The organism is Niallia tiangongensis, from assembly GCF_044704065.1.
In the GTDB taxonomy this organism is placed as follows: Bacteria; Bacillota; Bacilli; order Bacillales; family Cytobacillaceae; genus Niallia; species Niallia tiangongensis.
This window is the reverse complement of sequence record NZ_CP162613.1, coordinates 976,780-994,858: the sequence shown is the minus strand read 5'-3', so window position 1 is coordinate 994,858 and position 18,079 is coordinate 976,780. Positions and strand designations below refer to the sequence as shown.

Here is an 18,079-nt window from a genome sequence, read left to right as displayed (position 1 = left end):
CTTATTATTATTCATTTGGTACTAAGTCATCAACTATCAAACACCTCTGAAGGTAATCCTACTAACTTAAAGCATTAGGATAAGGAACTTCTTTAATAAGATGTTTTTACTAAAGCAGCCTTGTTTATTTATTTAAACAAAATTATCCAATCTCCTCTGAAAAAAGCTGAGATTTTAGCTCCCCGTCGTCGAACCAAACAATCCAACATTTATCATTTCGACTATGAAGTTTAGGATATTTCTCAAGGGATTTTGAGGTAGCTTGTCTAAGTAATCTTACTATCCAAAATATTTTAGAATTGGATTGGTCCAATTGCGACAGGAGCTGCTCTCGATTAACACATAAATATGATTGTGAGTCGTACCATTTTTCCCCTGCATTAAAAAATACAGCTTCTAGCTCCTTATCTCCATTGTAATATTGATATCCATCTCCATCACTTATCTCCAGTAATTCTCGTATAATTCTGGAAGGTAATTTATAATAAACATCACCAAATTCGGGATAATTCGCAGTACATTCTTCGACTGCTTTTGTTATAGTATATTCTATAAAATCACCATTATCTATGGAGACATTTTGGAGAGAACTGTAACACTCGTCTTTCCAGTTCATCCAACATACTTCTTTAGGAGTTATATAGCATTGAGTCTCAGTAGAAGAATGAAAATCCTCAGGATTTTTGAGATTATTGACTAAAGATTTTTGCCTTTTTAGTACGTCATTCCTTAAATATTCAAAATCGTTGTTTTTGACGATTCCCGAAGAGATCCACAAAAGTGATTCTCCACCCAAAGTATTTGATACCGAATTAAAACTATATAAAGATATCCATTCCTTCTTTTGATCTTTTACGATATCATCTTTTAATTCAATAATATCGATCCATTTATTAAAATTAGGTTTAGGAGCATTTATAATCCAATCCCTTAAAGCTGCTTCACCTATATTTATATTAATTAAAGGAGCTAAATCTTCAGGCATAAACCAAGAGGTTTTCCCCATTAAGCTATCCGGATTTTCTTGTAATAACTCTTGGGCTGGATTTGGAAAATCATCAAGTAATCCATAATCATTCAACAAGGATGGTGCTTTTTCAAAATCTCTAAATAATAATCGATCAGATAGGTAGCCTAATATTTCATTACGAGCGCACCACGTATACTTCTCAGCAAAAGTCATTATGCTACTTTTGGAACCATGGGTTGCGGAATGATGTTGACGCATTATTGCAATATCAACACCAATTACTTCTCCTGGTTTATCCCCATTTGGATAACCATAGAATTCTTCATTATTCCACCCTTGCAATAGGATGTATGCATATGCGGCTGCTAGAACAAATTGACTCGCTTCCAATGTTTCCATCTCTAAAATTCGTGCGTGTTCTAATAAGAAGCTGTCGCCTTCTTTGTTATATTTGTAAGTAGGCAATTTCGAATTTTCACCTACACTATGAATGGAAAGATTATTTATTAGATTATCCCAGGATCTTCTTCTATTCATATGTTCCATTTGAATATCTTTTAAAGTGCTAATGCATTTTTCAGTAAGAGAAATTGCTTCGTTAGTCAATATCTCTTCAATTTCTTCCTCAGAAAAAAATGATGTAAAATCAACCTCTTCGATGGTAGTATCACTACCTCGATTACTAAAAAACATCCTATCAATTGGATCACACAGTACATATCTTGCCAAATCATAATCAATTGGTCCAAAACCACCCATGCGTGTCCCAGAAGTTGCATTACGATTAAGAAGAATATTTCCAACAGTATGATATGGCGGACGGCTCTTTTTAACATCTTCAGCTTTTATTTCACCAAAAGCATAGGCTCGTTCAACAATTGCTCTGCTATAGTAACGAATTGCACAATTATAGTACATACTAATTTTCTCTGGGGCGAAAATATTATTTAGCATCCAATCGCTGAATAATTTAGTGCATGGGTGTCCCTTTTCAAGCATAAACACTGTCCCCATTGCTATTGCAAACAAATCCTCTTTCATCTGGGAATCATTCGTTTTACATGTTTCCTTAAACATCTTATAAAATTCAATAGGTTGGTTTTTAGCCCACTTCATAAGTTCTCGCCTATAATCTACTCTATCAATATTACTAACAGTAGTTAGCATCCATGCATATATTAGAGGTAGCCCATTATGTTTGTCCTCGCTAGTTAAATTATATCTCCTATCTTTTAAATCAATGTTTGTATAGCATATCCAAGAAGCATCTTCTTGCCCCCTTAAGTAACTTGGTACAGACCACATAATATCTCGACTTCCAACTGTTTCAAATCCCATAAGATGTTCATGCAACATCTGTGGACCAAGTGGATGATTTTCAATTCGTGATACAGGAAGAACAATTTTACTCACAATACTTTTTAAATAATTAGAATTATGATTCATTATCCTTTTGACCCAAGTTTTGTATTTCGCTGTTGGGCTTGGTGATACATTTGATAATGAAAAACAAACTAAATCAAATAATTTACTATTGCTTAAACCATCTCTGAAGCTTTTATTCTTTGCTATCATATAGTTATAATCTTCTAAAAGAAGAATTGAGACCATTTGCAGAGCACCTTCATGATCTACCAATGTGTCTGTAAGTTTAAGCTGTGATGGTTCTTCAAATTGATTAGTTATTAAGAGAGCAAGTATATAGTCAAAAAAAGGTTGAACTCCAATTGTGTAATATGTTTTAGGAGGATCCAGTATATTTAATGAATTTATTGTATAGCTTTGTAATATCCCATAATCTTCGATAAAGTCTATTAGCTTTCTACGATAATCATGGGAAACAGTAATAAGCCCTGTAACATCTTTCAGAGAATGAATCAAATCGTCTCTGGACACAGTTTTGTTTTCAAGAAAATTATTAGCTATTGCTACTAATGAACCCTGAACAACGTGCTCTTTTTCTCCATAATCAGTTTCATACTGCGACTTAAATTCCTTTTCAATAATACGAAATTTATGCGAGAGAAGGCTAGTAATAGTTACAGAAGATTTCTTAATACCAGAAATACTTTTATTATTATAATTTTCACAAAAGACACGTAAGGCTATAGGAGTTTTTAAGCTCCACTTAACCCAAGAACATCCTGCAATATTAACTCGATAATATTCGATATAGTCCTTAAATAACTCATTTACCGGAACATCACCATCAGAAGGTAATCTTAATGTATTACTTAATAAGTTATCATCAAAAGCTAACTCTCTAAAGACGTAAGGGCGACTTGTTATGCAAAACCTCAACCGTGGATAATTTGAACATATTGCTTCAATCTCTCGTAAACGCTCATACCAAAGGTCATAAGGTCTTGATTCATCTATACCCTCGATGCATATTAATATCTTAGGTATAATTCTAACTGAATCATCTATGGGAATATTTTTAATTTCAGCTCTATAAGACAAAGCTTCTAAAGCCTGCCACAATTCTGTTTCGTTCCACACAGAGGCTAGACTTAATGTTTTCTTTAAGATATTGATCCAATTATTATTCGGATTAATATCTTTCGCACGAATCAATATGGGAATATGCGAATTGCCCTTTAATAATGTTTCCACTAGGTAAGCTATACCATGTGTTTTCCCAGACCCAGGATTGCCTAATATAAGATACTTTTCATTATCTAGTTGAGAACGAATGTCCGAAATGATAGTGTGTATTTCATTTGCACGAAGTGCTTCTGCTGCTTTTTTTATCTCGTTAATGTGAAAATAATTATCTCTAATTTGCTCCTTTTTCTTCAACAACTGTAATAACGATACAAAATCAATATACCAAATATCTTCATTTATAACGGACTTTGTCTGTTGATCATTACTTACAGCTTTTAATACTGAATTTAACTCATCTAATAGTTTTTTTACACTTTCTTGAGTACTCTTAATTTCACGTATCAATTTCTCCTGATCAGAATAATCCTGTACAAATTGCATATAATCATCACCAGCATTCAAGAATTTTCTACATTGCTGGCTCATAACATTTAGTGTACTTATACTTTTCTGACGTTCATCTATTGATCCTATAAATTTAAATATACTTTTTTGAATTTGTCCTTGAATATGGAGAGAAGGAGTGTACTTCTGCGACAGCCATCCACTTTTTTGTTTTTCATAAGAGTATATTAGAAGATCCTTTGAAATCTCGGATTTTTCAAACCAGTATCGATATATCCCTGCAGCATCACTATCTTGCAATTTAGTTAGTAGTTGAGTTTCATTCCATAACTCTATTTCTAACCCTGGATATTCTTCTTCTAAATTATTTTTAAGTTTTAGCCAGCGGCTTAGTTCATTATCTTCAACAACCTTTTTTCCTTTACCAATACGGTCAGCTGATAAATCACGAGGAATACACACAATGTATTTCTTAATTAATGGTCTTACATTAAGCGCCGTTTTAATCGAATTTTTAATCTGTCCAAATTGGCCCGCAGTAATACTATTTAAGAACCACTTAGCTTGCATTCCAATAATCGTTTCATCTTTTTTTATTGCAAAGGATTCAACTCCCCCATCTCCTCCAGATCCATTTACAGTTGTAACTGTTTTCAAAGATTCTGGATAAGTTTTATTGCACCACAATTCAAACAATTGATTGCACATTGACTCAAAAGCCTGTGTTGGCGCGTCATTATGAGTTTGAAAATGTTGCCAGTTCATATTCTTCTCCCCTTCTCTCTAAACATATCAATCACTCATCCAAAATAAAACTATAGTCTATATAATTGTCTTAAACATTAAATTTGAAGCAACACATTCTTTATAAGTTTGATCTTTTGTTTTTATTTATTTTTAGATTTATTGATTTCAACTATTCTCTAATTGTTTTAAATATCAATCTAATTCTTGAACCTTAAGCTTCTCCCTTATCCTTTTCCATTATTCTTACAGATATTTTACTAAACTAGATAAGTTCAGCCAATAATTTTTCTTATTTTTATTTTTTTGTTCTTATTATTTCAATAACAGTACCTACCCCTTACCTAATTTGGCTAATTTCCTTTCGTCTATTAATCTCAATTTATTCAGGTAGAATTACTTTATTGGCCAATAAGTATTCTCTTTACATTATTCCAACCTGTAATGAATTAAACTGTGAATTTACTTTTTTCTAGAGGAGTAAAGATTAAATGCGAAAAGAGGAATAGAATTGCCATTAACAGCAGAGCAACTAGATGAAATAAGAGCAAAGTCGTTTTTAAACCCTATCGATAAACTTTGGATCAAAGAAAACTACAATGTTTCGGTTAGAACTGCCGATAGAATTATAAAAAGACTAGGACTAACACATGCAAAAGAAAGGACAATTAATGTGCTTCAGGGATATATTTCAGGCGAGCCGACTCGTAACTTGGCTAAGAATTATAATATGAGTGCTCAAAACGTTAGGCAGTTACTAAGGGTTCGTGGGATTAAACGAAGAAATACGGGGTATATGTACCGTGCCAATTTCAATTACTTCTCTGTAGTAAACACAGAAGAAAAGGCATACCTACTAGGTTTCATCTTTGCCGATGGTTGCCTTACTAAAAAAGGAACGTTAACTATTACTCTTGCAAAAAAAGACAAAGATATAATATTAAAGTTCAAGGAAGCTATGGAGGCGGAACACCCAATTCGTGAACATATTGCGAAAACGCGAGTTGGGGATTTCGAAGTTGTTTCTCTTGATATTACTTCCCCTACATTAGAACAAGATTTAATGGAATTTGGCGTTGTTCCTAGGAAAACTCATAAAATTACATTTCCAAAGGATCTAGATAGTAAGTTTTACATGTGTGGTCACAGTGACGCCTCGGAATTTGTCGAAGACTGATAGAGAGTTAGATTTTGTGAATGCGATAAACTGAAATAGTTAAAACATGTCTTCAATGCTAGTAATAATAAATTTTACAGAAAGATGGAATACATTGACAGTGGAGAATTAAAGTGATAGCGCTTTATATTTTTTCTAACAAGATGTATCAGAAATAGAGTCTATTGCTTAAGCATTTAGTAGTGAAATAGATTTGAATTTAAATAAGATAGATTAGTGTAAATTTTTTGAAAAAATAGTTTACATGTAATATATTATTTAGTATGCTTAAATTGTAAAATATAGGAAGAGAAAATTCAAATGAATATAATGAAAAGATTAATGGTTGGTGGATTGGCAATAGGTATATCTCTAGGAATAGGTTTATCTAACGTATCTGCAGCAATACCAACTGAAGCAAAGATTAGTGGTCCAAAAAATCAAATTTTAAGTGGTTCTTCTGCTACAATGACTAAAACTATTTCTTGGGGTGGGGGTAATGGAATTTATAATGTAAAGTACCATGATGGTATTACTACTCAACATACAGATCCTGCTGCTAATTATTACTCTTATACTGTAAGCTCTAAATACTATCTAGGTTCCCTAAGTACTAAGCAGTGGCCACTTAGGCTAACTGTTTCATCTGCTGGGAGTGGAACTGCACAGGCTACCGGCACAGTAACACTTAAGAGGTAAAGTGAATTCTATGGCACCCTAGTCAACTGACTAGGGTGCTTGTGATTAATGTAATGTAAGGAGGAGCATCATGATTGATATTAAGTATTTACAAAAGTCATTTTCTGAATCCAATTCCCTAATAGAAAATGTATCCTTGTCTATTGAAGAGGGAAAGTGGTATACGATTGTTGGCCCTTCTGGTACAGGAAAGTCTACTTTACTTAAATGTATTTCAGGACTTTTAAAGCCTGATAAAAGCGAGGTCTTATACGATGGAACTAATATTTATACCATGAATGAAAATGCGAGAAGCGAGTATAGAAAAAAAAATATTGGTTTTATATTTCAGGACTTCAAACTTTTGCCCCACTACTCTGTTATTGACAATGTCATGTTACCTCTTATTTATGATTATCCGAAAAAGGAACTATATATTAGATCGGAAAAATTACTTGAGAGTGTTGGAATTAGTAATTCTTTGTTTGCTAGACTGCCAGAATCTTTATCAGGAGGGGAAAAGCAAAGAATTGGGATTGCAAGAGCTTTAATGGCTAATCCAAAGGTGCTGATATGTGATGAACCGACTGGAAACTTGGATATTGAAAATAAGGATAACATCCTGCGCATTCTGATTGAATGCAAGAATAAAGGACAAACAATTATTATTGTAACCCATGACGAGGAAGTTGCGAAACTAGGTGATAAGACCTATAAATTATACAAAGGTAATTTAAAGGAAAACGAGGTACTTGTATGATACGTTTTGCTTGGGTTCGTATTTTAAGCAGAAAGTTGATCTCCATTACCATTTTGTTAGCCTTTATTGGTTTATATACACTTATTCCATTAGGTTTTCAGAGCACAAAAGAAATTAAGTTAGCAGTTAATCATTCCGTAGAAGAATACGGACGAGGTACATATGACATCTTAGTCCGACCAAGTTCCACTAGAACAGATGTTGAAAAAAAATTAGGAATGATTGAAGAGAATTATGTCGGAGATGGAGGAGGTGGTATTTCTATTTCTGATTGGGAACAGATTAAAAGAAACCCGGACATAGAATTGGCCGCCCCAGTAGCATCTCTAGGGTATTTTAGTGGTAAAAGGATGTCTATTGAACTTCCAGTATTAAAGGAACCAACAAGATTTTCTTGGCAATTTTATACCTCAGATGGAATTCATAAATATCCTATTGATCAGAAAGAGGAATTATATTATTTCGATGGTTCGGTTCCAGGAAACTTACAATATATTGCCGCTTCGACACAAAGTTTACTAACGGGTATGGCAATGACGGTATTAATGCCTTTTAATTATTATCTATTAGCTGCTGTTGATGTGGAAAGTGAAAGTAAGCTAACTGGAATTGACTATTCGGAATTAGATAAAGAGATAAACGATATTGAATTTAAAGAACTTAGGGAAAGTTTAGGAAATCCCCCCGTCATTAAAGTACTTCAGCGACATGATATAAATATTCCATTACATATGACTGTGAAGACAGATAGGATAGATATAACTCTTGAAGAATACCAGGAGAAATTAGGCTTGATGAAAGATGACTCGCTATTAATGGGCTATGAAAAACCTGAAAAAATGGAGCAAGTCATTAATGAACTATCTAAAGTTAAAGCGCTTGATTATAGAGAATATAATTTAGATTTATCTAAATTCCAAAAACCGTTTGAGGGGACAGCTGTAAAGATTGGGGAGGATTTCAGTTTAAGTGAGACTGATCGCTTTATGTCTGACCAAGATACCTCTATTTATTACATAGCATCAAAAATCAACTATAAAATAAATGAAAATAATCTAGAAGTGCCCATACTTGAAGATGGACCTCCCCCAATATATAAAGCAGTGAATAAAAAGGGGATAAGTGCCTATCAAAGTCAAAAGGTGCCCTTTATTATTGAACAAGTGGGAGAATTTTCACCTAATAGGGATACTAACCAGTTAGCTTCAAGCCCATTAGGTATATATTCTACCACAGAGTCAAAAAGCTTAGATGGTAAAGTGGTACAATCTACAATCTTTCCTGGAAGCTTTATTCCTACACCGGCCAGTGGGATAACAACTCTTGAAGCTGCTGAAATGGTAAAAGGTAAAAAACCGATTGATGCAATCAGGATTAAAGTGGCCGGGATAAATAAATATAACGCGGATTCTCAAGAGAAAATTGAACAAGTTGCAATAGACCTACTAAAATCTGGTTATGAAGTAGATATTGTTGCTGGTTCCTCTTTTAAACAAATGAGATTAGATGTTGAAGGTTTAGGCCAGATATTGGAGCCTTGGACAACTCTAGGGGTAGCACAAGAGCTGAGTGAAAATTGGAATCACATGTCCGTGATTTCTTTCATATTGTTTTCTCTTTTTGGGTTTCTTTGGTTATATTCAAGAGTGACTTTTGAAAAAAAAGCCTTAAATAAGGAAGATGAGTTACTATATTTATTAGGGTGGAAAAGGAAATTTATTTTTCTGCGGAACTGTCTTGAACAATTTATTATTATTACTATTGGGTATGTAGTTAGCCTTATTTTATTTACTCTATTCAAACAAGGCGCATTCCCTTATTTTCTCTCTTCATTATTATGGTTCCTAACCGTGGTCATGGTATGTTTGTTATTTTTAAGAAATGGATCAGGGAATAAAACTAGGATAATGGAATATAAGAAAGTTCCAGCAATTATTCATTATAAGGAGTTCATATTACCAACCATTTTTGTTTTGTTCATCTCTATTATTTTACTGGTTATTCAAATATCTAACTTAGGGTATTCCATTGAAAAAGCTAAGGGAACAACACTAGGTCAATTTACAATGGATGAAACATTAATCATACAACTTTCCATTTTGGTCATAACAGTATTGCTTTCTTACCTAGCAGTTAGTGAGAGTGTTACAGCACTTCTTCAATACAGAGCGAAAGAATTTTCTATGTACCATATTATCGGGTGGACTAAGCGTCGAATACTGATTCATTTCTCTAAAGAAATCTTTCTCTGGTCAGGAGTCCCAATTATTTCTGGAGCAATTTTAGGTAGTATAATTTTATTTGGAATGAAGGTTTCATACAGTTGGATTTTTATTAGTATATTAATCTCTATAGGTATTTTGTCTATTGCAATCGCCGCAACTACCATTACAAAATTAAGGACGATTTGAAGTTGGTCGAGCTTTCTCTTACACTTCTCACTGTAACTCAAAAGAAAAATAGTGGGTAAAGTCATCTGTCAATTCCTGCACAGTGATTGCACTAGTGATTATTGTATGTAAGAGGAACCACTCTTTACTTTAAAAGATAATTATTGTAACCCATGATGAGGAAGTTGCAAAACTAGATGATAATCCAAAACGAAGCGCTTTCTATATAAAAACCAGTTAACGTCAACTTAAATCTACTGTAAATAATCTTACTCGGTACAAGGTGACACGACTTACATATTCGTATAAATACGTACACCTACAAAAACTCCATCTATTTACACAAAAAATAAAAATGCCTGCCATCTATAAAAATCGATAGGTGGCAGACATAAACGTAAATAAGTTCCATATTATCATCATTAAAACTTAATCACCGCAGACCCTTTTAGCTGAACTTTTACTCCATTTTCTTCTTTAGTCCATTCTCCAGTAGTTACTTTATTTATACCTTCTATGCCATGTAAAAACAGAGAAAACGGCTTATCTCCTATATCGGCAATAACAGAAAGCGCTTGTCCGTTACGTGAAATAGTTACTGCTCCAGCCTGTACGCCATCTTTATCATACATGGAAGTTACTACTTCTTTCCCATCCTCTAAATTATACACGTGGCACCCTCTGCAGCTACTATTCTACTAAACGGTGCAAACCTTCTAAGGGAATACCAATTGTATCCTTACTCATACGATTCTCTCCCTTACATACCTAACCAGTTTATTTGAAAGCTAATTCTTTATTCATTTTATCAAACTAGAATTCTATAAAGTACACCTAAATATAGAGGGAAAATCATGTATAAATTAGAGATACTTATGAATTTATTAATAAGAGTAAGCTATTCGATTGGGATATATTTGAATGGGGGTGGTTTCCAAGGGTACAAATGATTGGGGGAATTCCTTATGGTGTGTAATATGGATATAAAAATCGATATTAAGGAACATAAAAAGACAACTGACTTTTTACGCTGACACCAACTTTTTAATGCATTCAGCATTGCGAGAGATAAAAAAGGTCTAATTCCCTCTATATTTTTACCGTTGAATTAGACTGATGGTCTTCCACAATCGCGCCAGATTGTGGAAAAAAATATATATTGCCTTGATTGTTGCGTTATCATTTCACAATAATCTCAAAAGTTTTATTGTTTACTTTCATGCTATAGTTCTAAGTCCCAACGTTCTTCGATTACTCTTTCACTACACCACTCAACGTTTTCTTTTTCCTCCGACAGTGTAAAATCGTATTTCGCATATAAATGTCGTGCAGCATGGAGTATACTAATTGTCCATAGATAAATATGTTGGTAACTTTGTTCTTTACAATAGTTAATGGCTGTTTCTAATAGCTTTGTTCCAACGCCAAGACCTTGATAATGCTCATCTAAAATGAACCAACGAAGATGTGCCGTATTGCTTGTGTAAAACAAAATTAATTTCTATGCATTTTTAAGATAAGACTATCTTAATATACAAAAAAGCTATAGTACATTTTAATAAAGATACCGGTGGTCGGGGTCGAACCGACACTCCAGAGGAACACGATTTTGAGTCGTGCGCGCCTGCCAATTCCGTGGTATAGGCACGGTCAAAAGGTTTTAAGCCATTATATTCAATGCTTTAATATAATTGTCCATACGATTATTAAATACCTATGTCATCATTCTAATATAAATATTTACTTATAACAATTTAAAATATTATCCAATAATCGATATAAAGCCATTTGTTAAAACCTATTCTTATTGAAGTAATGCACTCGTTAGCCAACCATGAATTTATAATAATGGAGGACTATCAGACAGACAAATCGATAAATTCTAGTTCAGTTTCTGCTTCTGCTTTCGAACGATAAATGGTAATTTTATCATAGGGTTTCAAGTCGTCTTGCCAAGTTCCTACATTACTCAGAAAACCTTTTAAGTTTCCAGAAATTACCAAGCATTCTAAATCCCTATTGATATAACAAATTGGTCGTTCGTCACTTGCCAAATCACACGGTTGATAAACAGTCCCGATAAATCCACCCTTACTATCTTTTGCCATAATATCTACATGTGGAACCGTAAAAAATTCTAAATGTGGAATATCATCATCAAAGATAAATTGTATATCATAATCGCTAGCATATTTTTTATACTCTTCATTTTTATCATGAGCACTCATAGGAAACATCGTTGTCCCTGCTAGTATAACTTGAGTATCTTCTAAATCTACACCTATGGCGGCTCCAGTTAATTCTGTTCTATCTAGATAAACTTTGCGCATATAAACCCCCGTTTAATTTTATTTTAAAGTAAATGCTCATTACTTTTGTGATTTCTTATTAAACTAACGGGGCGTTAGTTCAATAACAATTATTTCAAATACTAAGATTATTTACAACAAAAAAAGCCAGGGTTTCCCCCTGCCCTGTCAATCTACATTTTTAAACTGTTGTTGTCGGTCTGATATGAGAAATCAATTTTGGATTTGTTAATGCAAAATCACTATTGATTCTTGCACGGATTTTAATTTGCCCACGTTGGAACGCTTCACCTGATTTATCAATATCAATCTGAAGTCCACCTTCGGACAAAATGCCCCATGCAATTGATTGAAGATTAGCAACCACGGATTCACCTTCATCAAGTCCACCACCTAAAGAATAGGTTCCAAATTTTATAGTTTTAACTAAATGTTCGCTGATTGGATTAAACTGTGTTTTTCTATTTTTAGTTGTCGTTAAAACAACCATTCCATTCTCCAAATCAATATCAGCAACTTTTATGTTGAGAATAGTATTGAGCCTGTTTCCTGTCTCAAGGAGGTAATTAATTAGCACCCAATTTCTATGCTCGACAAATCCACATTCCTTTAAATTCGGCTTTTTAATAAGTTTCTTAATTTCAACTTCTGTGTAAGGCTCTTTTTGTTGCTTATCAGCCTTTATCAAATTTATCTCAAATTTGTTTAAATGCTGCTCACGCATTGCATAATATAACAATGCCCTTGTGGCTCTAAGATAAGTATTAATCGTTGTTGCCTTAAGGTCTTTTTGCTTTAAGAACAAAATAAATTCATCTATATCATCCTTTTCAATTAATTTTACAAGATGTATACCTTCATCATCTAGGAATCGCATGAAGTGAATTACATTTTGGTCATAGAATCTAATGGTCATTTCTGATAAATTTTTAATTCTGTTATCCATCTGAAAATCTTTAAAAAGTTCCTCTACCGTTTTCTCCAACTTAACTTTTTTCTTTCGATTGATTACAGCCACAAAAAATCTCCCCTTTAAGAAAATTGGTCTTAAAGGTACTTAATAATCGAAAATTGTTGTCCACACGATTTGGAAATCACTTTAGCAAAATAAAGTACAAAAAAAGCCAATGCCTCGATTGCTCAAAGCATTGACTTATAAAGGTTTATACCTTTTTATGATACCGGTGGTCGGGGTCGAACCGACACTCCAGAAGGAACACGATTTTGAGTCGTGCGCGTCTGCCAATTCCGCCACACCGGCGCGCTTATAAGTTTTGGTAATGCCGAGGACCGGAATCGAACCGGTACGGTAGTCACCTACCGCAGGATTTTAAGTCCTGTGCGTCTGCCAGTTCCGCCACCCCGGCGTAATATGATTAGGAAACTTAATAAGCATTATGGAGGCGGCAACCGGATTCGAACCGGTGGTAAAGGTTTTGCAGACCTCTGCCTTACCACTTGGCTATGCCGCCATAATATTCTTGGAGCGGAAGACGGGATTCGAACCCGCGACCCCCACCTTGGCAAGGTGGTGTTCTACCACTGAACTACTTCCGCAAATGGCTGGGCTAGCTGGATTCGAACCAACGAGTGACGGAGTCAAAGTCCGTTGCCTTACCGCTTGGCTATAGCCCAATACTATTTATATGCAATAAAATAAAAAAAGTGTCAAAAAAATGGGGCGAATAATGGGAATCGAACCCACGAGTGTCGGAGCCACAATCCGATGCGTTAACCACTTCGCCATATCCGCCATAATATTTAATGGAAATTGGCAGGGGTAGTAGGAATTGAACCCACACCAAAGGTTTTGGAGACCTTCGTTCTACCTTTAAACTATACCCCTGTATAGATGGTGGAGGGGGACGGATTCGAACCGCCGAACCCGAAGGAGCGGATTTACAGTCCGCCGCGTTTAGCCACTTCGCTACCCCTCCGACATAAATGGTGGCTCAGGACGGAATCGAACCGCCGACACAAGGATTTTCAGTCCTTTGCTCTACCGACTGAGCTACTGAGCCATTATTTATTGCTATTGATTTTTTTAAAAATGGCGGTCCGGACGGGACTCGAACCCGCGACCTCCTGCGTGACAGGCAGGCATTCTAACCAACTGAACTACCGGACCAGATTGCGGGGACAGGATTTGAACCTGCGACCTTCGGGTTATGAGCCCGACGAGCTACCAGACTGCTCCACCCCGCGATAATAGTAATGGTGGAGGATGACGGGATCGAACCGCCGACCCTCTGCTTGTAAGGCAGATGCTCTCCCAGCTGAGCTAATCCTCCATAATGTAATGATAAGTATTGGTGACCCATACGGGATTCGAACCCGTGTTACCGCCGTGAAAGGGCGGTGTCTTAACCGCTTGACCAATGGGCCATATGAAAAGTTAATGGCGGAGAGCAAGGGATTTGAACCCTTGAGACAGGGTTACCCGCCTACACGATTTCCAATCGTGCTCCTTCGGCCACTCGGACAGCTCTCCAATATGGCTCCGCAGGTAGGACTCGAACCTACGACCGTTCGGTTAACAGCCGAATGCTCTACCACTGAGCTACTGCGGAATAATATGGTATGCCTGGCGACGTCCTACTCTCACAGGGGGAGAACCCCCAACTACCATCGGCGCTGAGAAGCTTAACTTCCGTGTTCGGTATGGGAACGGGTGTGACCTTCTCGCTATCGCCACCAGACTTTTTCTCAAGACATATTTTATTATACATGTTTTTGAGATTTTTTCAAGTATAATTTCGAAAAATTATTCCCTGAAAACTAGATTATGAAGTAAAAGAAAGAAATGAGTAATCATTATTGTCCAGCTCCAACGCCTATCGCCTATCAAACTTCCGATCATCTCTTTTGCGTAAGTCAACATCGATTCACTTGCGCTCATCGTGTTTCCTTTATCGAAAGAACATGCTCATCCAGTTTGTACGCCGATAAACAGGCGTTTCCGCTTTTCGTTTTAGTTAAGTCCTCGATCTATTAGTATCAGTCAGCTCCACATGTCGCCACGCTTCCACCTCTGACCTATCAACCTGATCATCTTTCAGGGATCTTACTAGCTTACGCTATGGGAAATCTCATCTTGAGGGGGGCTTCATGCTTAGATGCTTTCAGCACTTATCCCTTCCGCACATAGCTACCCAGCGATGCCTTTGGCAAGACAACTGGTACACCAGCGGTGCGTCCATCCCGGTCCTCTCGTACTAAGGACAGCTCCTCTCAAATTTCCTACGCCCACGACGGATAGGGACCGAACTGTCTCACGACGTTCTGAACCCAGCTCGCGTACCGCTTTAATGGGCGAACAGCCCAACCCTTGGGACCGACTACAGCCCCAGGATGCGATGAGCCGACATCGAGGTGCCAAACCTCCCCGTCGATGTGGACTCTTGGGGGAGATAAGCCTGTTATCCCCGGGGTAGCTTTTATCCGTTGAGCGATGGCCCTTCCATGCGGAACCACCGGATCACTAAGCCCGACTTTCGTCCCTGCTCGACTTGTAGGTCTCGCAGTCAAGCTCCCTTGTGCCTTTACACTCTACGAATGATTTCCAACCATTCTGAGGGAACCTTTGGGCGCCTCCGTTACTTTTTAGGAGGCGACCGCCCCAGTCAAACTGCCCACCTGACACTGTCTCCCACCCCGATAAGGGGTGCGGGTTAGAATGTCAATACAGCCAGGGTAGTATCCCACCAATGCCTCCACCGAAGCTAGCGCTCCGGCTTCCAAGGCTCCTACCTATCCTGTACAAGCTGTACCAAAATTCAATATCAGGCTGCAGTAAAGCTCCACGGGGTCTTTCCGTCCTGTCGCGGGTAACCTGCATCTTCACAGGTACTATAATTTCACCGAGTCTCTCGTTGAGACAGTGCCCAGATCGTTACACCTTTCGTGCGGGTCGGAACTTACCCGACAAGGAATTTCGCTACCTTAGGACCGTTATAGTTACGGCCGCCGTTTACTGGGGCTTCAATTCAGAGCTTCGCACTTAACGTGCTAACCCCTCCTCTTAACCTTCCAGCACCGGGCAGGTGTCAGCCCCTATACTTCGCCTTGCGGCTTCGCAGAGACCTGTGTTTTTGCTAAACAGTCGCCTGGGCCTATTCACTGCGGCTCTCTCGGGCTTTAACACCCAAAAGAGCACCCCTTCTCCCGAAGTTACGGGGTCATTTTGCCGAGTTCCTTAACGAGAGTTCTCTCGCTCACCTTAGGATTCTCTCCTCGCCTACCTGTGTCGGTTTGCGGTACGGGCACCATAAATCTCGCTAGAGGCTTTTCTTGGCAGTGTGGAATCAGGAACTTCGGTACTATATTTCCCTCGCCGTCACAGCTCCGCTTTTGTGGTAATGGGATTTGCCTCATTACCGGCCTAACTGCTTGGACGTGCTAATCCAACAGCACGCTTACCCTATCCTCCTGCGTCCCCCCATTGCTCAAACGATTTAAAGGTGGTACAGGAATATCAACCTGTTGTCCATCGCCTACGCTTTTCAGCCTCGGCTTAGGTCCCGACTAACCCTGAGCGGACGAGCCTTCCTCAGGAAACCTTAGGCATTCGGTGGATGAGATTCTCACTCATCTTTCGCTACTCATACCGGCATTCTCACTTCTAAGCGCTCCACCAGTCCTTACGGTCTAGCTTCGACGCACTTAGAACGCTCTCCTACCACTGACATCATAGATGTCAATCCACAGCTTCGGTGATACGTTTAGCCCCGGTACATTTTCGGCGCAGAGTCACTCGACCAGTGAGCTATTACGCACTCTTTAAATGGTGGCTGCTTCTAAGCCAACATCCTGGTTGTCTAAGCAACTCCACATCCTTTTCCACTTAACGTATACTTTGGGACCTTAGCTGGTGGTCTGGGCTGTTTCCCTCTTGACCACGGATCTTATCACTCGTAGTCTGACTCCCAAGAATAAGTATTTGGCATTCGGAGTTTGTCTGAATTCGGTAACCCGATGGGGGCCCCTAGTCCAAACAGTGCTCTACCTCCAATACTCTAAATCTTGAGGCTAGCCCTAAAGCTATTTCGGAGAGAACCAGCTATCTCCAAGTTCGATTGGAATTTCTCCGCTACCCACACCTCATCCCCGCACTTTTCAACGTGCGTGGGTTCGGGCCTCCATCCAGTGTTACCTGGACTTCACCCTGGACATGGGTAGATCACCTGGTTTCGGGTCTACAACCACATACTATTTCGCCCTATTCAGACTCGCTTTCGCTGCGGCTCCGTCTTATCAACTTAACCTCGCATGTAATCGTAACTCGCCGGTTCATTCTACAAAAGGCACGCTATCACCCATAAATGGGCTCTAACTACTTGTAGGCACACGGTTTCAGGATCTATTTCACTCCCCTTCCGGGGTGCTTTTCACCTTTCCCTCACGGTACTGGTTCACTATCGGTCACTAGGGAGTATTTAGCCTTGGGAGATGGTCCTCCCTGCTTCCGACGGGATTTCTCGTGTCCCGCCGTACTCAGGATACACTCAAGAGGGAACGAAGTTTCGACTACAGGGTTTTTACCTTCTACGACTGACCTTTCCAGATCGATTCGTCTACCCCGTTCCTTTGTAACTCCATATAGAGTGTCCTACAACCCCAAGAGGCAAGCCTCTTGGTTTGGGCTAATCCCGTTTCGCTCGCCGCTACTCAGGGAATCGCGTTTGCTTTCTCTTCCTCCGGGTACTTAGATGTTTCAGTTCCCCGGGTCTGCCTTCAGTACCCTATGTATTCAGGTAAAGATTCTATCCCATTACGGATAGAGGGTTTCCCCATTCGGAAATCTCTGGATCAAAGCTTACTTACAGCTCCCCAAAGCATATCGGTGTTAATCCCGTCCTTCATCGGCTCCTAGTGCCAAGGCATCCACCGTGCGCCCTTTCTAACTTAACTTAAGTTTCGACCAAAGATAAGCGGCGTATCTCTTCGTCAACTTCCTCACTCTGCTCCTCACGTACTAGCGTACGCTCCGGTGCTCGCTCGGTCGCTTCCTTGACCTACTTGCTTCTCTTTGCTCTCAAATCTTCGAATAAATAGTCGTTTGATACGATTACTTTTCAAAGAAGTAATTCTCTAAAATAGAGAATCTAAGATGGCGAT

At 38.1% G+C, this 18,079-nt stretch carries 9 protein-coding genes, 16 tRNA genes and 2 rRNA genes; 4 read left to right on the top strand and 23 right to left on the bottom strand.

Translation table 11 applies throughout. From position 1 onward, the window contains the following. Positions 1 to 142: 142 nt before the first annotated feature. Positions 143 to 4,690 carry a hypothetical protein gene (locus AB3U99_RS04890; protein ID WP_400245925.1) on the bottom strand — a complete coding sequence of 1,516 codons (4,548 nt, stop codon included), beginning with the start codon at positions 4,688 to 4,690 and terminating at the stop codon, positions 143 to 145. Between the two features lie 490 nt (positions 4,691 to 5,180). Between AB3U99_RS04890 and AB3U99_RS04885 the strand changes: the two genes are divergently transcribed. From AB3U99_RS04885 to AB3U99_RS04870, 4 genes are all read left to right on the top strand, one after another. Next, positions 5,181 to 5,846: a hypothetical protein gene (locus tag AB3U99_RS04885; RefSeq protein WP_400245923.1), complete on the top strand. Its 666-nt coding sequence runs from the start codon at positions 5,181 to 5,183 to the stop codon at positions 5,844 to 5,846. A 300-nt stretch (positions 5,847 to 6,146) separates the two neighbouring features. After that, positions 6,147 to 6,524 carry a hypothetical protein gene (locus AB3U99_RS04880; RefSeq protein ID WP_400245921.1) on the top strand — a complete coding sequence of 126 codons (378 nt, stop codon included), beginning with the start codon at positions 6,147 to 6,149 and terminating at the stop codon, positions 6,522 to 6,524. 70 nt (positions 6,525 to 6,594) lie between these two features. Next, positions 6,595 to 7,263 carry an ABC transporter ATP-binding protein gene (locus AB3U99_RS04875; protein ID WP_400245919.1) on the top strand — a complete coding sequence of 223 codons (669 nt, stop codon included), beginning with the start codon at positions 6,595 to 6,597 and terminating at the stop codon, positions 7,261 to 7,263. Next, positions 7,260 to 9,674 carry a hypothetical protein gene (locus tag AB3U99_RS04870; protein WP_400245917.1) on the top strand — a complete coding sequence of 805 codons (2,415 nt, stop codon included), beginning with the start codon at positions 7,260 to 7,262 and terminating at the stop codon, positions 9,672 to 9,674. Before AB3U99_RS04875 ends, AB3U99_RS04870 begins: the two co-directional genes overlap by 4 nt. A 401-nt stretch (positions 9,675 to 10,075) precedes the next feature. On the opposite strand, the gene AB3U99_RS04865 is transcribed toward AB3U99_RS04870, so the two are convergent. The 22 genes from AB3U99_RS04865 to AB3U99_RS04760 all read right to left on the bottom strand — a co-directional run bounded on the left by AB3U99_RS04865 (position 10,076) and on the right by AB3U99_RS04760 (position 17,872). Next, a complete protein-coding gene (locus AB3U99_RS04865; protein ID WP_400245915.1) occupies positions 10,076 to 10,324 on the bottom strand; it encodes a hypothetical protein in 249 nt (82 codons plus the stop codon). Positions 10,325 to 10,875: 551 nt separating this feature from the next. Next, entirely contained in the window at positions 10,876 to 11,145 is a 270-nt protein-coding gene (locus tag AB3U99_RS04860) for a GNAT family N-acetyltransferase (protein WP_400245914.1), read from the bottom strand. A gap of 73 nt (positions 11,146 to 11,218) precedes the next feature. Continuing rightward, a tRNA-Leu gene (locus AB3U99_RS04855) sits at positions 11,219 to 11,293 on the bottom strand. A gap of 219 nt (positions 11,294 to 11,512) precedes the next feature. Further along, entirely contained in the window at positions 11,513 to 11,983 is a 471-nt protein-coding gene (locus AB3U99_RS04850; RefSeq protein ID WP_400245912.1) for a hypothetical protein, read from the bottom strand. Positions 11,984 to 12,143: 160 nt separating this feature from the next. Further along, a complete protein-coding gene (locus tag AB3U99_RS04845) occupies positions 12,144 to 12,980 on the bottom strand; it encodes a tyrosine-type recombinase/integrase (protein ID WP_400245910.1) in 837 nt (278 codons plus the stop codon). Positions 12,981 to 13,141: 161 nt separating this feature from the next. Continuing rightward, positions 13,142 to 13,223 (bottom strand) — tRNA-Leu (locus AB3U99_RS04840). Between the two features lie 20 nt (positions 13,224 to 13,243). Then, positions 13,244 to 13,329: transfer RNA gene (locus AB3U99_RS04835), tRNA-Leu, on the bottom strand. A 31-nt stretch (positions 13,330 to 13,360) separates the two neighbouring features. Next, positions 13,361 to 13,434, bottom strand: a tRNA-Cys gene (locus AB3U99_RS04830). Positions 13,435 to 13,444: 10 nt separating this feature from the next. After that, positions 13,445 to 13,519: transfer RNA gene (locus AB3U99_RS04825), tRNA-Gly, on the bottom strand. Between the two features lie 3 nt (positions 13,520 to 13,522). Next, positions 13,523 to 13,597 (bottom strand) — tRNA-Gln (locus AB3U99_RS04820). 42 nt (positions 13,598 to 13,639) lie between these two features. Then, positions 13,640 to 13,715: transfer RNA gene (locus AB3U99_RS04815), tRNA-His, on the bottom strand. A gap of 19 nt (positions 13,716 to 13,734) precedes the next feature. Then, a tRNA-Trp gene (locus tag AB3U99_RS04810) sits at positions 13,735 to 13,808 on the bottom strand. 7 nt (positions 13,809 to 13,815) lie between these two features. Continuing rightward, a tRNA-Tyr gene (locus AB3U99_RS04805) sits at positions 13,816 to 13,899 on the bottom strand. A gap of 8 nt (positions 13,900 to 13,907) precedes the next feature. After that, a tRNA-Phe gene (locus tag AB3U99_RS04800) sits at positions 13,908 to 13,983 on the bottom strand. A gap of 30 nt (positions 13,984 to 14,013) precedes the next feature. Next, positions 14,014 to 14,090 (bottom strand) — tRNA-Asp (locus AB3U99_RS04795). A 3-nt stretch (positions 14,091 to 14,093) separates the two neighbouring features. After that, positions 14,094 to 14,167: transfer RNA gene (locus tag AB3U99_RS04790), tRNA-Met, on the bottom strand. Between the two features lie 10 nt (positions 14,168 to 14,177). Further along, positions 14,178 to 14,253 (bottom strand) — tRNA-Val (locus tag AB3U99_RS04785). Between the two features lie 19 nt (positions 14,254 to 14,272). Beyond that, positions 14,273 to 14,347, bottom strand: a tRNA-Glu gene (locus AB3U99_RS04780). A 14-nt stretch (positions 14,348 to 14,361) separates the two neighbouring features. Beyond that, positions 14,362 to 14,453, bottom strand: a tRNA-Ser gene (locus tag AB3U99_RS04775). 4 nt (positions 14,454 to 14,457) lie between these two features. Next, positions 14,458 to 14,532 (bottom strand) — tRNA-Asn (locus tag AB3U99_RS04770). Positions 14,533 to 14,544: 12 nt separating this feature from the next. Beyond that, a 5S ribosomal RNA gene (rrf, locus tag AB3U99_RS04765) occupies positions 14,545 to 14,661 on the bottom strand. A gap of 272 nt (positions 14,662 to 14,933) precedes the next feature. Beyond that, positions 14,934 to 17,872: ribosomal RNA gene (locus AB3U99_RS04760) — 23S ribosomal RNA — on the bottom strand. Positions 17,873 to 18,079 lie beyond the last annotated feature (207 nt).

Coding starts and splice junctions, on each gene's coding strand:
- AB3U99_RS04890 (WP_400245925.1), bottom strand. CDS start 4,690: ATGAACTGGCAACATTTTCAAACTCATAATGACGCGCCAACACAGGCT.
- AB3U99_RS04880 (WP_400245921.1), top strand. CDS start 6,147: ATGAATATAATGAAAAGATTAATGGTTGGTGGATTGGCAATAGGTATA.
- AB3U99_RS04875 (WP_400245919.1), top strand. CDS start 6,595: ATGATTGATATTAAGTATTTACAAAAGTCATTTTCTGAATCCAATTCC.
- AB3U99_RS04870 (WP_400245917.1), top strand. CDS start 7,260: ATGATACGTTTTGCTTGGGTTCGTATTTTAAGCAGAAAGTTGATCTCC.
- AB3U99_RS04850 (WP_400245912.1), bottom strand. CDS start 11,983: ATGCGCAAAGTTTATCTAGATAGAACAGAATTAACTGGAGCCGCCATA.